This window comes from Pseudomonadota bacterium, from assembly GCA_039196715.1.
In the GTDB taxonomy this organism is placed as follows: Bacteria; Pseudomonadota; Gammaproteobacteria; order CALCKW01; family CALCKW01; genus CALCKW01.
Genome location: JBCCUP010000005.1, coordinates 44233 through 59998 on the forward strand (window position 1 = coordinate 44233; position 15766 = coordinate 59998).

At 64.7% G+C, this 15766-nt stretch carries 14 protein-coding genes; 11 read left to right on the plus strand and 3 right to left on the minus strand.

What is annotated here, in order from left to right:
• Positions 1-187: 187 nt before the first annotated feature.
• Complete coding sequence (locus AAGA11_03665) at positions 188-667, plus strand: MarR family winged helix-turn-helix transcriptional regulator (GenBank protein MEM9601933.1); 480 nt, start codon at positions 188-190, stop codon at positions 665-667.
• 25 nt (positions 668-692) lie between these two features.
• Here AAGA11_03665 and AAGA11_03670 read toward each other — a convergent pair whose 3' ends face one another.
• Positions 693-1751, minus strand: a complete 1059-nt coding sequence (locus AAGA11_03670; GenBank protein ID MEM9601934.1) for an MraY family glycosyltransferase — start codon at positions 1749-1751, stop codon at positions 693-695.
• A 177-nt stretch (positions 1752-1928) separates the two neighbouring features.
• On the opposite strand from AAGA11_03670, the gene AAGA11_03675 reads away from it, so the two are divergent.
• From AAGA11_03675 to phaR, 9 genes are all read left to right on the plus strand, one after another.
• A complete protein-coding gene (locus AAGA11_03675; protein ID MEM9601935.1) occupies positions 1929-3296 on the plus strand; it encodes an 8-oxoguanine deaminase in 1368 nt (455 codons plus the stop codon).
• A 79-nt stretch (positions 3297-3375) separates the two neighbouring features.
• Positions 3376-4827 carry an NADP-dependent succinate-semialdehyde dehydrogenase gene (gene gabD, locus AAGA11_03680; protein MEM9601936.1) on the plus strand — a complete coding sequence of 484 codons (1452 nt, stop codon included), beginning with the start codon at positions 3376-3378 and terminating at the stop codon, positions 4825-4827.
• Between the two features lie 234 nt (positions 4828-5061).
• Positions 5062-5652 (plus strand): GspH/FimT family pseudopilin, encoded by a 591-nt coding sequence (locus AAGA11_03685; GenBank protein MEM9601937.1) that lies wholly within the window; start codon positions 5062-5064, stop codon positions 5650-5652.
• Positions 5646-6128: a type IV pilus modification protein PilV gene (gene pilV, locus AAGA11_03690; protein ID MEM9601938.1), complete on the plus strand. Its 483-nt coding sequence runs from the start codon at positions 5646-5648 to the stop codon at positions 6126-6128. The genes AAGA11_03685 and pilV overlap by 7 nt, the downstream gene beginning before the upstream one ends.
• The gene (locus tag AAGA11_03695; GenBank protein ID MEM9601939.1) at positions 6128-7135 is read left to right on the plus strand and encodes a PilW family protein; all 1008 of its coding nucleotides are present in this window, start codon (positions 6128-6130) and stop codon (positions 7133-7135) included. The genes pilV and AAGA11_03695 overlap by 1 nt, the downstream gene beginning before the upstream one ends.
• Positions 7132-7659 carry a PilX N-terminal domain-containing pilus assembly protein gene (locus AAGA11_03700; protein MEM9601940.1) on the plus strand — a complete coding sequence of 176 codons (528 nt, stop codon included), beginning with the start codon at positions 7132-7134 and terminating at the stop codon, positions 7657-7659. Before AAGA11_03695 ends, AAGA11_03700 begins: the two co-directional genes overlap by 4 nt.
• Positions 7660-7702: 43 nt before the next feature.
• The gene (locus AAGA11_03705; protein MEM9601941.1) at positions 7703-8092 is read left to right on the plus strand and encodes a type IV pilin protein; all 390 of its coding nucleotides are present in this window, start codon (positions 7703-7705) and stop codon (positions 8090-8092) included.
• Between the two features lie 46 nt (positions 8093-8138).
• Positions 8139-11591 (plus strand): hypothetical protein, encoded by a 3453-nt coding sequence (locus tag AAGA11_03710; protein ID MEM9601942.1) that lies wholly within the window; start codon positions 8139-8141, stop codon positions 11589-11591.
• Between the two features lie 258 nt (positions 11592-11849).
• Positions 11850-12320 carry a polyhydroxyalkanoate synthesis repressor PhaR gene (gene phaR / locus AAGA11_03715; GenBank protein MEM9601943.1) on the plus strand — a complete coding sequence of 157 codons (471 nt, stop codon included), beginning with the start codon at positions 11850-11852 and terminating at the stop codon, positions 12318-12320.
• On the opposite strand, the gene AAGA11_03720 is transcribed toward phaR, so the two are convergent.
• Both AAGA11_03720 and ampD read right to left on the minus strand, forming a co-directional pair.
• A complete protein-coding gene (locus AAGA11_03720; GenBank protein MEM9601944.1) occupies positions 12289-13086 on the minus strand; it encodes an inositol monophosphatase family protein in 798 nt (265 codons plus the stop codon). The two genes, phaR and AAGA11_03720, sit on opposite strands and share 32 nt — an antisense overlap.
• The gene (gene ampD / locus AAGA11_03725; GenBank protein MEM9601945.1) at positions 13070-13669 is read right to left on the minus strand and encodes a 1,6-anhydro-N-acetylmuramyl-L-alanine amidase AmpD; all 600 of its coding nucleotides are present in this window, start codon (positions 13667-13669) and stop codon (positions 13070-13072) included. The genes AAGA11_03720 and ampD overlap by 17 nt, the downstream gene beginning before the upstream one ends.
• A gap of 84 nt (positions 13670-13753) precedes the next feature.
• Between ampD and AAGA11_03730 the strand changes: the two genes are divergently transcribed.
• Positions 13754-15754, plus strand: coding sequence for a UvrD-helicase domain-containing protein (locus AAGA11_03730; GenBank protein ID MEM9601946.1), 2001 nt, complete (start codon positions 13754-13756; stop codon positions 15752-15754).
• The last annotated feature ends 12 nt before the right edge of the window (positions 15755-15766 follow it).

Consider the following 15766-nt stretch of genomic DNA (forward strand, 5'->3'; position numbering starts at 1 on the left):
GCCGTCTCGCGCCGAGTCGCAACGCGCGACCCGATGCCACGGCGCCGCGATCAGGGCAGCTCGCGCACCCGTTACCGACAACCGCACACACCGACCTTGGCTGGTCCTACTCCCGACAGTCGGCTGGCGAACCACGGCAAAATCTTTTACCGTTCGGGTTGATCTGAACGAGAACACCTGTACCACCATGTCGACTCCGAAGCGGCAGCGCCCAACCATTCGCCTGCACGAGTTCGTGCCTTACCAGCTGTCCGTGACCGCCGGCCGCATGACCCAGGCGATCAATGGCCTGTTCGAACGGAAGTACCAGTTTCAGATCCCCGAGTGGCGCATTCTGATGACGCTGGCCGAGAACGGTGCCCTGTCAGCACACGAGGTCGCGGACAAATCGTCGATGGACCGCGCGCGCGTCAGCCGAGCACAGCGCCGCATGGCTGACCTCGAGTTGATCACGGTGACCATCGACGACGCCGACCGTCGCCGCACGATTCTGGATCTCACCGAGAAGGGCTGGGGCATCGTCGACACCATGGTGCCCGATGCCGACCGCACGGGGGAGTGGCTGCTCGACGGCCTCAGCGACGAAGAACGCACGCAGCTCAACAGCCTGTTGACGAAACTCCTGCGCCGGACCGACGAACTGCCCGATCAGGGCTTCGGCGACTGATCAGCGCCGACCGGTGGCCGCGGTTTCAGTGCTGACTGGCGCGGTTGACTCTGTGCTCAGCGCGTTTGCGCCGCCTGACCACGAGCGTTGAGACGCCCACCGACGCTGCGATCAAGGCGATGAAACCCCAGAAGCCGAGAGTTTCGAATTGCCGGTTGCTGGAAATCAGAAAGCCCACGCCCACCAGAATCGCCTGCAGCGCCGCCAGTCGGATGACCGTGGCGTTCACGGAGTAGCCGAGGTCGAGAAACACGTGGTGCACGTGCGCGCGATCGGCGCCAAACACCGGCCTGCCGCTCACCGCGCGCTTGACGATGACCGTCATGGCGTCGAGCAACGGCACGCCGAGGATCCACGCCGCGCCCACGGGGCTGACACTGGCCTGCGGCGCCTGCGACAGCGAGATCAGCAGGAAGGCCACGATCAGCCCGAGTGTGGTCGAGCCGGCGTCACCCATGAAAATCGCGGCACGCGACCGGAACGCGCGTGCGTTGAACAGCAGGAACCCAACGAGCGCGAAGCTCACCGCAAGGCTCACCACAAACAGACCGCCGCCGTGCCCGAAGCTGATGGCCGCCAAGCCGGCGAAGGTCACGAGCATGAGCGTTCCGCTCAAGCCGTCCACACCGTCGATCATGTTGACGGCGTTGACCACGCCTATGATGCAGAACACGGTGAAGGGCAATGCCAGCCGGCCAAGCTCCACGTCCACCCCGGGCAGCAGGGCCCCGACCGAGCTCAACTCGATACCCGTGCCCAACAGCAGGATCAGCGCCACCATGCACTGCACCAGCAAGCGCAGCGCGACGCGGATCGAGAACTTGTCGTCGATCATGCCGCACAACAGCAGCAGGTAGGCGCTCGCGCCGAGCCAGAAGACGTCGTGGAAGTGGCCGGACACGCCCACGGCGGCAGTGATACCGAGCACCATCGCGATACCGCCGATCACGGGCACGGCGCCGCGGTGCCGCTTCCGCTGGGTGGGAACGTCGACAAGCCCGAGGCGATCAGCGAAGTGCCGAAGCGGAATAATGGCGGCCACGGTGGCCGCTAGCGCAACGAGCGCAATCATGAAATCAGTCACAAGAGGACTATAGATGTCGGATCCGGGTTTTTCAGTTACGGGCGCCACACCGTCGCGCCCGACGTACCGCAGTAACGCGGTGTGACAGAAGCCTATATGCTCCTGTGAAAAAGGGGGATTACAAACCGGTCAAACACCCGCGTCCGGCAATACCCCTGCCCAATCGGAGTGACCGACGTGTTCTCGACGCTACTGAACCACTGTGACACGCTCGTGACCATGAACGACGCCGGCGAGGAGTTGCAAAACGCCACGCTGTACGCCGAGGACGGCGTGATCGTCGCGATCGGTCCCGGCGATCAGCTGCCGCAACACGCAGACCTGGTGATTGACATGCGAGACCATGTGGTGCTGCCGGGGCTTGTCAATTGCCACCATCACCTCTACCAGAACCTGACCCGCGTGATCCCGGCCGCCCAGGACGCCAGCCTGTTCGGCTGGCTGCGGGCCCTCTACCCCCTGTGGGCGGGCCTGACGCCGGAGGCGATGCGCGTGTCGACCACCGTGGGCCTGGTGGAACTGCTGCTGTCCGGCTGTACGACGAGCAGCGACCACCACTACCTGTTCCCGCGGGGCTGCCAACTGGACGATCAGATCGAGGCCGCGTTGGCGCTGGGTGTGCGGTTCCACGCGATGCGCGGCAGCATGAGCATCGGTGAAAGCGCCGGTGGGTTGCCGCCCGATCAGGTGGTTGAAGACGAGTCCCACATCCTGGTTGACAGCCAACGACTGATTGAGCGGTGGCACAACCCCGCGCCCCACGCGTTGTTGCGGATCGGGCTCGCGCCCTGCTCGCCCTTCTCCGTATCGCGTGACCTCATGCGGGCCTCGGCAGAGCTCGCACGCCAGTACGGCGTGCGGCTGCACACCCACCTCGCCGAAAACGCCGAAGACATCCGCTACTGTGAAAACGCGTTCGGCATGCGACCAGGTGACTACGCCGCCGACTGTGGCTGGCTGGGTGAAGACGTCTGGCATGCGCACTGTGTGCATCTCGATGAAAACGAGTCCGCCACCTTCGCCAACACCGGCACCGGGGTCGCGCACTGTCCGTGCTCAAACATGCGACTCGGCTCAGGCATCGCCCCGGTTCGGCAGTGGCTGGATCAGGGGGTGCGTGTCGGCCTCGGCGTCGATGGCTCGGCATCGAACGACAGCGCCGACCTGCGCGCCGAAGCACGGCAGGCCCTGCTGTTGCAGCGTGTCCGACACGGCGCCGAGCACTTCACGGCGCGCGAGGCGCTCCGACTGGCCACGCGGGGTGGCGCCGAGGTGCTGGGGCGGGACGACATCGGCTCACTCGAGGTGGGCAAGGCCTGCGATGTCGTGGCCTGGCGGTCCGACGCGCTCGCGTTCGCCGGCTACGACGCAGACCCGGTTGCCGCGATCGCGTTGGGCAACCCGGGTCACGTCAACCACGCCCTGGTGCAAGGTCGTGCCCGCGTGCGGGACGGCGAGCTCGTGGACGTGGATTTGCCGGACCTACTGGCGCAACACCGACGCGTCGCGGCGGCGCTGGTCAACGCCGCGCCCGTGCGGGTCTAGCCGGATGGTGGCGCAACGGCGGCCTTCCTGACCATGTTAAAATTGCGAGCTTAGCCCATTGCCCTCCGGACGCGCGACCATGCAACTCAACGATCAGGCCTTGTTTCGCCAGCAGTGTTACATCGACGGCGCGTGGTGCGACGCCGACTCTGGCGACGCCTTGGAGGTGCTGAACCCGGCCACGCAGGCGTCGCTCGGCACCGTGCCAAAGATGGGTGAAGCCGAGACCGCGCGGGCGATTGCGGCCGCCGAGGCGGCGCTGCCCGCCTGGCGGGGCCTGACGGCCCTGGAGCGCAGCAACCGCCTGCTTGCCTGGCACGCACTGATGATGGAGCACCAGGAAGACCTCGCGCAGCTCATGACTGCCGAACAAGGCAAGCCGCTCGGCGAGTCGCGCGGTGAAATCGCTTACGCTGCCTCATTCTTTCGCTGGTTCGCCGAGGAGGGCCGGCGCATCTACGGCGACGTGATTCCTCCGCACCAGAGCGACAAGCGCATCGTCGTGCTCAAGCAGCCGATTGGCGTCTGCGCGGCCATCACGCCCTGGAACTTCCCGGCCGCGATGATCACCCGCAAGGTCGGACCCGCGCTCGCCGCCGGTTGCACGATGGTGATCAAGCCGGCGTCGCAAACCCCCTACTCCGCGTTGGCACTCTGCGAACTGGCAGAGCGCGCGGGGATCCCCGCAGGCGTTGTCAGTTGTGTCACCGGCAGTGCCCGGGCCATCGGCGGGCAGCTCACGGGCGACCCGCGCGTGAAGAAGATCAGTTTCACCGGTTCCACCGAGGTCGGGCGCGTGCTGCTTGAACAGTGCGCCAAAACTGTCAAGAAGGCCTCGATGGAGCTCGGCGGCAACGCGCCGTTCATCGTGTTCGACGACGCCGACCTCGACAAGGCGGTCGAAGGCGCAATGATCTGCAAATTCCGCAACGGCGGACAGACCTGCGTGTGTGCCAACCGCATCTACGTGCAGAGCGGCGTGTACGACGCCTTCAGTGAGAAGCTCGCGGCCGCGGTCGACGCGATCACGGTGGGCAACGGGGCCGATGACGGCGTGACCCAGGGCCCGCTGATCGACGACGCGGCGGTCGCCAAGGTGGAAGAACACATCGCCGATGCCCTGTCTAAGGGCGCATCGGTGGTGACCGGTGGCGAGCGGCACGCGCTCGGCGGCACGTACTTCCAGCCTACCGTGCTCGCCGGCGTGACACCGCAGATGGCCGTGTCGCGGGAAGAGACCTTCGGTCCACTCGCACCGTTGTTTCGCTTCGACAGCGAAGACGAGGCCATCGCGCTGGCCAACGACACCGAGTTCGGGCTCGCCGCCTACTTCTATACCCGTGACCTCGGGCGCAGCTGGCGGGTCAGCGAGGCCCTCGAGTACGGCATCGTCGGCTGCAATACCGGCCTGATCTCGACCGAAATCGCCCCCTTCGGCGGGGTAAAGGAGTCCGGCCTGGGCCGCGAGGGCTCGCACTATGGCATCGAGGACTACGTCGAAGTGAAATATTGCTGCATTGGCATCGACTGAACCCGTCCACACCGGGTCGCTGCCACCGGTTGCGGCCCCGCCACCTCGACAGGCCCCACCGCCTGCCGACCCACCCTGATGGGCCCGATCTCCCCGCCCTGACGGCCCGTTTCGCGGGCCCCGAACGCGCATCCCGACCCGGGCCGCCGCCCGGGGCACCACCCGCACGCTCAAATTTAGTCGCGTACTGCCGATAGGCAACCAACAGGCTCACTACGTGCTTGGCGACTGGTTATGCGCACACATCACTCCGGTTTTACCCTCATCGAGCTCCTGGTCACGGTGATGCTCATGGGCGTCCTCATGGCTGTCGGATTGCCCGCCATGAGCCACATGGTCAAGGAAAGTCGATTGAGTTCAGCAGCTTACCGACTCGCTGGCGACCTCAATCTGGCCAGGGCCGAGGCGGTTCGGACCGGCCAGACCACGGTGTTATGCCACGCCGACGCGGCCGGGACCCAGTGTCGCACAGCCGCCGAGGCCGGGGGCTGGCAGGCGACCGGGTACCTCGTTGGCATCGACGCTGCTCCCACCAACCAGGTGATCGACAACGACCCGAACACCGGCGCGCCGAACCCGATGAGGCGTGGCGAGGATTTCGGCTTCGGCATCCAGATCAACCCGCCGACCGCAACCACCTTCGACACTGCGATCTGGTTCCGACCCGACGGCACGATCCGCGACAGCGCGGGTCGTCGCGGCAGCGCGTCATTCCAGCTGTGCTCGACTGACACCGACGCCGAGGGCCGCGTGATCGAGGTGTCGTCCACCGGTGCCGTGCGCATCGAGAAAACCGACACCGTCATACAGGCCACATCATGCTGATCATCCGAAAAGACCAACGCGGTGTGACCATGCTCGAAGTGCTGGTGACCGTGGCCATCCTCGCCATCGGTTTGCTGGGCGTGGCCGGCCTGCAGGTACAGGCGCTGCGCTCGACGAAGGTGAGTTTCGAACGCAGTGTGATCCTCGAACACAGCTCGCGCATCATGGAAGCGATCCGGGCCAACCCCGACATCGCCGAGAGCTTCGACATCAACTCGAACGCGTTGCCGGGCACCGCACCGGGCTGCACGACAACCTGCACCGACGTCCAGCGCGCCCAGATCGACCTCGTCGCGATTCGCGACTCGCTGCAGGCCAGCCTGAACAACTTCAACCCGTCCTGGACCGTCACCATCGCCCCGGTGGTGGGCGCTGATCCGCCCTTCGAGGTGGATCTCACCCTGCAGTGGGAAACCCGAAACGACGCCGGCAACGGCACCGACGTGTTCACCTACAACACGGTGAGTCAGATCTGATGGCCAGCCAACCGCATACCACCAGCCAACGCGCCGCACGCGGCTTCACTTTGCTGGAGCTGATGATCGCGATGACCATCGGTGTTGTCCTGATCGCCGGTGCCTTCGGCATCGTCGTGAGCAGCACCGCCACCCGGGAGAAAACCGAAGCCAGCACCGAGTTGTTGGGTTCAACCCGCCTGATCGCGGGCGTGCTCGGCGACGACATTCGCCACGCGGGCATGTTCGGCCGACTGCGCGGTGCGCTCTCGATCGAGGGCCGCACGGGCGGGACCAACGAGTTGCCGCCGGTGGCGGGCGACTGCGACGCGAATTTCTACAACGACCTCGAGCAGTACATCTTCGCAACCAACAACGCCAACCCGTGGAACGCAACCTGTGTCGGTGCAACCTGGGTGGCTGGCACCGACATCCTCGCGGTGAAATACACCGACATTGAGGATTTGCCGTTTGCAGCGGCAACGGCGTTGCCCGAGGACAGTGTCTACCTGTTCAGTAACCCGTCCGGCGGGCGGCTGTTCTGGGAAGGCACGATCCCGCCGACCACGATCGGCTACGGCGCCGCCTTTGCCCCTGAAGCCGACCGACTGATCCAGCCGTTGCGCGTGCACATCTACTACCTGTCCGAGCCGACCGCCGACGTACCCACCCGGTCGTTGCGCCGGATCGGCCTCTCGGGCACGGCGGGCCTGCTCTACGAGGAGGAGGTGATCGCAACCGGTGTCGAGAACTTCCAATTGCAACTCGGGATCGAGATCTGCGATGCGGCGGTGAACCCCTGCCAGGGCATCGTCACGCAGTACGTGACCGCCGACACGCTGAACTGGAACGACCCGTCGCTGGTCGACCGCATCCGCGCGGTACAGGTGCTGACGGTGTCGGGCAGCGACAACGTGGACCGGCCGTCCGCGCTGACACGCACCTACCAGTTCGCGGGTGAAAACATCACCGCCACCACCGACCTGCGGGTGTGGCAAGGCACATTCCAGGTGCGCAACAACCTATGACTCAGCCCAACGCAAGTCCCGCGATGCCGGGCCGCCAGCGCGGCGTCACGTTGATCATCGCCCTGATGGTGCTGGCAGTCCTGACCATTGCCGGCATGGGTGTCATCGGCATGTCGAGCGTGGAGATGCGCATCGCGCAAAACGAAAAGGCCTCGCAAGTCGCGTTCGAGGCTGCCGAGTCGGGCCTGCGCCGCGTGATGCGCTCACCCACCCTGCGCCAGACCCTGCTCAACCCCTACGCCAACGGCACGGACCCGGTGGCAGACGTGCAGACCGTGAACTTCAACAGTGCGCCAGGTGATTGGACCTCGGAAGTTGAAATCCAACCACTCGGTGCTTCGCTGCCCTGCCCGATCAGCAGCTCCGCGACTGCGACAAGCGGCGTCACCTGTGTGTTCTACGAGATCACCTCTGTTGGCCAGTACGGCGACGCCACCCAACGCGGCGCCTCGAAAACCGTGATCGGCAGCGTCTACGTGCAGGTGGGCGGCGGCCATTCGGGTACGACGTACGCGACGGAGTGATGTCATGCCCTTCTTAACACCACAGACAAAGACAGACAGCGCTATGCGAAAGGAAACCGGATTCTCTCTGATCGAATTGATCATCGTGATTGCCATTCTTGGCATATTGGCGTCGATATCCACGGTGTCCTACCGCGGCTACGTGATCAAGTCGGAGCGCAGCGAGGCGCAGGCGGTGCTGGTCAAGATCGCGGACGCTCAGGAAAAGTACTACCTGAACAACAACCGCTACGCATCGACCGCGGAGCTCGCGCCAATCTACGCCCTGCCCGCCGGGGGCAAGTGGGCGTACGGGGTCACGCGCCAGAACGGCAACCAACAATTCACCGCCACGGCCACCAACGCCGAAGACGCGGATTGTCCGGCGATGAACATCACCTCGGGCAACAGCCTCGGCAACGGCTCCTGGAACGCCGATTCCAGTTGCGATTGACCTCCGGGTCGACTCCGCCCGCAGCAGACATGTCAACGAGAACGCCATGAAACGATCACGTCAGCCCGAGATCAGCGCACGAACGCGCCACCTCCGTGCAACACGGCAGCGACTGAAACAGGCCGCGTGCACGCTATCGCTGTTTGCGTTGACAGTGACGAGCGCACAAGCACTCGACACCGATATCTTCTTCGACCGAACCGTGTCAGAGCTACCCAACGTCGTGTTCTACATGGACACCTCCGGCAGCATGAACGGTTCGATGAACAATGTGCCGATTCCCTACAACCCAGCCCAAACCTATTCAGGGGCTTTCACAACCAACAGCGTCTACTACGCGCCCGGGGGCCGGGTGCCGAACTCACCCTCGAGCGTGACCTCGGGGCAACGCATGTCGATGCATTGCGATCAGGCAAATCTGGGAATCGACGCACGGGGATTTTTTACCGGTCGGATGGTAGGCCGCCTGCCAACGACCATTCCGGGAAACCCGACTGCAGAAGACAAGTGGTTGCCCGTCAACAAGGGCGTCTGGGGGCAGTTCGATGGCCACCTGATTGACTGCTTTGAAGACCGCGGTGTGCACGGCGAGAACGGCGTCGGTGGCGGTACATACGTGAACGCCAATACCACGACCGCTTGGACGGCCAATGCTGGAGAGGAAATCGACTGGAACGGCGCGGGCTATGTTACCGCCTTCCTCGGCAACTACATCAACTACAAACTCAACCCCCCGATCGAAAACCAGAGCGGCACCCGCACCAACAAGTCCGAAGCGATGAAGCGGGTGATGATCAACGTGTCGCACCTGTTCCCGCAAATCAACGCGGGTGTCGCGCGGATGAACGGCAGCAGCGGTGCCACCATTGTCAGGCCCGTTCGCGACAATCGACTCGTCGCCAACCGCACCGAATTCGAGAACACCGTGAACGCGCTGCCTGCCAGCGGCGTTACGCCGCTGGCCGAGGGCCTGTACGAGGTCTACCGCTACTACCGGGGCGAAAGCCGGTTGTTCGGCAGCTCCACTGGCACACACCCCGATGCGATTTCCGGGTCCAACTACATCAGCCCGATCGACCACGAATGCCAGCGCAGCCACGTGATCATGTTCACCGACGGTGTGCCCTGGGCGGACAACGACCAAGAACCCATCGAAACGCTGCTCGGCGGCGGCTCCTGCCACTCGGGCAACAACCAGAGCACAGGCACCAGTTGCCTCGACGACCTTGCACTGTACATGGCGCAAACCGACTCGCGCCCCGGCATCCCCAACGTGTTCGACGACGACGGCAACGGCACCCCGGACGGGCAGACAGTGAAAGTGCATCCGGTGGGCGTGCAGATCGGCTTTCAGTTACTCGAAGACACCGCAACGGCCGCAGATACGTCCTACTTCTCGGCCCAGGATGCGATCCAGCTCGAGAACAATCTCGTCGATGTGCTGAGCAACATCGCCGGTACGGTGACAGTGGCGAGCCGCGTCGTCACGAGCTCGGATCAGTTCAGCCGCGTTGCGCACCGCAGTGAGGTCTACACCGGTGTCTATGAGCCGAATTCGAGTTACCAATGGCGCGGCAACGTCAAGAAGTACCGCATCGCTTACGACGGTCTGCGGCCGTACCTGACCGACTCGGACGAGACCAACAACCCCGAGATCCTGAACACCAACGGCGGCATCATCCCATCGGCCCGCAGTTACTGGTCGTCCGGTGCCGACGGCAACAACGTGCTCGACGGTGGTGCACGCGAGCGACTCGCCGGTCAGAATCCCGCGTCCCGCAACATCTACGGCATCAACGTCGACCCGAGCATCGAAGGCAACCTCACCAACAGCATGCACCAGTTGTCCCTGGCTCAACCCACGGTGAACGCGGCACTGGGCGCGGCAACGCGCCCGGCCAGCGAACGCCAGGACATACTCGACTACGCGCTCGGCTACGACACGCCAGACACCGACGATGACCTCAACACCGGTGAGCACTCGGGGCAGATCGGCGGCTTCGCACGCAACGAACCCCTTGCCATCCAGTACGGCGGCACGGAAGCCAATCCCGATGTTGTCGTGTTTGCAGCCACGTCAGACGGCATGCTGCACGGCTTCGACGGCGAGACCGGCGACGAGATCTTCGCCGTGTCGCCGATCGAAAGTGTGCCGCACTACGCACCGCAGTTTGACAACCCCGCAACCGGCAGCACGCGCTTCTGGGGCATCGACGGCAAGCTCTCGGCGTACGTGATCGACAAGAACCTCGACGGCATCATCACGCAGAGCGCCGGAGACCGCGTGTACCTGTACATGCCCTACGGCCTCGGTGGGCGCACCCTCTATATTTTCGACGCCACCCGCGCCAACGACCGTGTCAACCCGGTTGTGGTGGCCTTGAACAAGAAAGACCCGTCACTCGGGCGTTGGCGTGAGTACGGCCACGCGTTGAGCCAAGCCGTCCCGCTTCGGGCACGCAAGACCACCGGCGGCAAATCGCTGATGGCAATCGCCATGGGCTACGACCCGAACGCGGAGTTTGCGTACACCGGGCACGTGATGGGCCGCGGCATCGGCCTGCTCGAGCTTGAGACCGGCTCGATGTCCTGGTCGGCCGTGTCCAACGCGAGCACCGCCACCTCGGAGATGCAGTTCAGTGACATGGACTACGCCTTTGTTGCCGAGCCCAGTCCGGTTGACACCAACGGCGACGGCTTTGCCGATCGCGTGTACGCCGTCGACCTCGGTGCACAAGTCTGGCGCTTTGATCTCGCCGACAACTTCGTCGGCAACAGCAGCTCATCCGCCGACGGCGGCATGATCGCCGAACTTGGCCGCGATGTGGACGGCGAGCGCAGGCGAGTATTCAAACCGATCCGTACGGCGTTGGTGCGCGACGATGGCCAGGCCTGGGTTGCGCTTGCTTTTGGCACCGGCGATCGCATGAACCCGCTGACGTCGACCAACGACAACCGCCTCTACCTGATTCGTGACACCCATGTCAGCATGCCCAGTGGCGGATTCCCGGTCATCGACAACGGCGACCTGTACGACGCCACGGCCAATACCCTCGGCACCACAACCAACCCTACCGCACTCGCCAACGAGTACGAGCAGCTGCGCACATCGCAAGGGTGGTACGTCAATCTGCCAAATGACCGCAAGGCGATCTCGGGTGTGTCGATCTCGAACGGCATCGTCAACTACCCGGTCTACACGATCCCATCGAGCAGTGCGCCGTGTGAGCGCGACATCGGGTCCGGCACGCTGTACCGCATGAAGCTGTACGACGCACAGCCCGTGTTCGACTACAGCGGCAACACCACCCTCGGCACCGAAGACCGCGAGATCCCGCTGGCAGCGCCGGGCATTCCGAGTGACATGGCCGGGCACCGCGACCCCAGCGGCAACCTGTCAGAGTGCGTGAACATGCAGTGTTTCCAGTCAGACCCGAACGCGACCGCGGGCACGATCCCGAACGTGCAGGAGAACTACTGGTTCCAGCAACTCAACTGACGCGCTGACACGCCACGGCCGGTGTGCACACCGCACCCGGCTGTCACACGGACCGCTTGTGCGTTGCACCATGCACCAAGCCTGACGCCGCACACGGGGCGGAACGTAACGAGATCGTTGCAACCAAGCGATCCAGTTTGCGGAAAACGTCGCATTTCGGCGTGCAGTGCACGACAGAGCAGAAATATAGTGCCACCGATGTTGAAGGTGGCGGTCTCGACGGTTATGCTGCGCCGCGAAAGTCAACTGGCGAGCTGCATGACCACATCAGGCCCTTCCAGCGCACCCCGGACGCTCAAGAAGTACCCCAACCGACGGCTGTATGACACCCACGAGAGTGCGTACATCACCCTCGACGGCGTGCGGAAAATGGTCTGTGAGCAACAGCCCTTTCGCGTGGTCGACTCGCGCAGCGGTGATGACATCACCCGCACGATCCTGCTGCAGATCGTCTGCGAGCACGAGACCGCCTCGTCAAGCCCGTGCTTCAACACCGGCTTCCTCGAGCAACTCATCCGGTGTTCGGACGACACCATGAGCGTCATGGTCGGGGAGTTCCTCGACCGCAGCCTGGGCGCGTACGCCCGAAATCAGGATGTCTTGCGCCAGCAGATGAACAGCGTGATGAACATCGACCCGGTCGATCTCATGTCCGATGTGCAGCAGCCAAAGCCGTGGCAGGACGCCGCACAGACGGTCAACCCGCACGAGGACCGGCTGGCCAACTGATCCGCTCCCGCGCGACTGCGTGCAGCGCCGCGCTGCCGCTGGCCAGCACGCTCGTGGTGTCGAGCCCGATCGGCTCGCCCGCCAGGTCGGTCATTTTCCCTCCCGCTTCCGCCACGATCACCGACAGGGCTGCGACGTCGAGTACGTTCACGTCCGATTCGATGACCACGTCGAGGCTGCCCTGCGCCAGCAGGTGGTAGTGCAGGTAGTCACCGTAACCGCGGTGCCGATGCACATCCCGCATCAACTGACCGAGTGCGGTCCAACTGTCGGCGACACCGCTGAGACTGCCGACGTTGCCGGTGGACAGAATGGCGCGGTCCAGCGCAACCGGCTGGTGCGTGTGCAGGCGCTCATTACCGAACCAGGCACCCTGTCCGCGCTCGGCGCAGAACACCTCGCCCGACACCGGCGCCGAGGACACGCCAAGCACCAACTCGCCGCGGTGCATCAGGGCAATCTGCGTGGAGAAGAACGGGCACGCGCGTACAAAAGACTTGGTGCCGTCGATCGGGTCGATGAGCCAGAGGTGATCGGTGGACTGGCCCTGTCGACCGGTTTCTTCGCCGTAGAACGCGTGGTCGGGGAAACGCGCCTTCAGCACCGCGAGAATGGCGCGCTCGGCGTCGACATCCGCCGCCGTGACCGGCGAGTCATCGCCCTTGAAGTTGACGTCGACACCGGCCTCGTAGTGGCGAAGGATGACGTTGCGGGCGGCGTCAGCCGCGTCGAGTGCCGCGCGCAGGGTGTCACTGGGGACGAGCATGTCCGGTTTCCGAGGTGAGGGAGTCCAATTCTCGCATCAATCGCGACCACTCGAACGCCTCCCCGGGGTCTGACTTGCGGCCGGGGGCGATGTCACTGTGGCCAACAATGCGGTCGCGCGAGATGGCCGGCCAGCGGCGTTGCAACGCCAGGCACACGCGTGCGAGCACGCGGTATTGCACAGGCTCGTAGGGCGCCGCGTCTGTGCCCTCCAGCTCGATGCCAACCGAGAAGTCGTTGCACCCCGTCCGGTGGGCGAAGGTGCTGACACCGGCGTGCCAGGCACGCCGGTGCAACGGCACGTACTGTGTGCACGCGCCGTCCCGCCGAATCAACAGATGCGCTGACACCCGGAGCGACCGCAGCGCCGTGAGCGCCGGGTGCACGCCCTCAGGCAGCTCGTTGCGAAACAACCGGTCGATCCAGGGGCCGCCGAACTGCCCGGGCGGCAGGCTGATACCGTGGACAACGATCAGCTCGGGCGCCACACCCGGCGGCCGCGTGTCCGCGTTTGGTGACGGGCAGCGACGTGCCCCCGACAACCATCCGGTCTCGTTGTCGATGTCACAGTCGAATTTGGCCATGCTTCACCCTATCACGTGGCGACAGGGCCGATGACAGGGCCGTCGCTGCACGGTACGCTACGCGGCCCTCGCGGTGGTCCCTCCATGCAACTCAACCCACAACAACGCCAAGCTGTACGCCACGTGTCATCGCCCCTGCTGGTGCTCGCGGGCGCAGGCAGTGGCAAGACCGGGGTCATCACGCACAAGGTCGCGCACCTGGTTCGCGACCTCGAGGTCCCACCAAAGCGCCTCTACGCCGTGACCTTCACCAACAAGGCGGCCCGAGAGATGAAACACCGCCTGGCGACGATGTTGGGGTCGGGTACCGCGGATCTGGTGCAGGTGTCGACGTTCCACACACTCGGCCTCCGGTTTCTGCGCGAGGAGGGTCATGCACTGGGCTTCAGTGCGAACCTGACCATCATCGACCCGACCGACACCGTGAGCACGCTCAAGGCGCTCGCCGGCGAAGCGCGGTTGTCCACCGTGCTCGACGCCAGCGTTGCCCGGCAGCACCTCTCACGTTGGAAAAACGACGGTCAGGGTCCGGATGAGGTAGCCGAGTCGATCCGCAGCCAGGCCGACGGGGAACTGGTCGAGCTGTTCAGGCTGTATCAATCGCACTTGCGCCAGTGCAATGCCGTGGATTTCGACGACCTGCTGACCCTGCCGGTCAGCTTGCTCGACGACGCCGCGTGCCGGGAACGGTGGCAGGCCCGCGTGCGCCACCTGTTGGTGGACGAGTACCAGGACACCAACGCCATCCAGTACGCGCTCGTCCGGCGCCTGACTGGCGTCCAGGGGCGACTGACCGCCGTGGGCGACGACGATCAGTCGGTGTACGCGTGGCGTGGGGCCAGACCTGAAAATCTCGCCCGACTGCAGGAAGACTACCCCACTCTTCGGGTCATCAAGCTCGAGCAGAACTACCGCTCCACCTCCCGTATCCTCAAGGTGGCCAACACCTTGATCGCCCACAACCCGCACGTGTTCAAGAAAGCACTCTGGTCGGAACGCGTCGGTGGCGACACCGTGCGCTTCATGCAATGCGGCACGCAGGACGATGAGTCCGATTGGGTCGCATCAGACATCCACGCCCACCAGTTCAAACACCGCGGCAGCTGGAGCCGGTACGCCGTGCTCTACCGCGGCAACGCGCAGTCACGCAGCGTGGAGCGCGCGCTGCGGGCCAAGCGGATACCCTACATCGTCTCCGGCGGCGCGAGTTTCTTTGACCGCAGCGAGATCAAGGACGTCGTGGCGTACCTGCGCTTGCTGGTCAACCCGCGGGACGATGCCGCATTCATGCGCGTGGTCAACACGCCGCGACGCGACATTGGGCCGGTCACGCTGCAGAAGCTCGCCGCCTACGCGCGGTCGAGGCGATGCAGCCTGATGGACGCGTGCTTCGAACTCGGTCTCGAGGCCGCGCTGGGGCGTGCGGCGCACGCGCGCGTCAACCGTTTCGCGACCTGGTACACCGGGTGTCGCGAGGTCGCGCGTCGCGCGTCAGCGCAGCACACGGTCAACCACCTGCTGGACGCGGTGCAGTACGACGCGTGGCTGATGGAAACCAGCGACCGGCGCGACATTGGCCTGCGACGCTGCCAGCACGTGCGCGAGCTCGTCGAGTGGATCGAACGTATCCCCGCCGACGCCGACGGGTCGCCACCGGACCTCGACGCGGCCGTGGCGCACCTCGCGTTGATGGACCGGCTCGAGGACGACGAGGACACCGGCGACGCCGTGCGCCTGATGACGCTGCACGCGTCGAAAGGTCTGGAGTTTCCGTTTGTTTACCTGGTCGGTTTCGAGGAGGAGCTGCTGCCACACCGCAGCAGCATCGAAGAGGACACGGTGGAGGAGGAACGCCGCCTGTGTTACGTCGGTATCACCCGGGCACAGGAGCGGCTCACCCTGACCCGCGCAACCAAGCGTGCGCGCTTCGGCGACACGATGCGCACCCAGACCAGTCGGTTTTTCGCCGAGCTGCCGAGTGAGGATATCGAGGTGTTCGGGTCGGGTACCGACGCCGAAACGGTCACGGAACAACGCGGTCGCGAGGCACTGGCCGATTTGCGTGCCATGCTCAAGTCGAACTGAACCACGGTACCC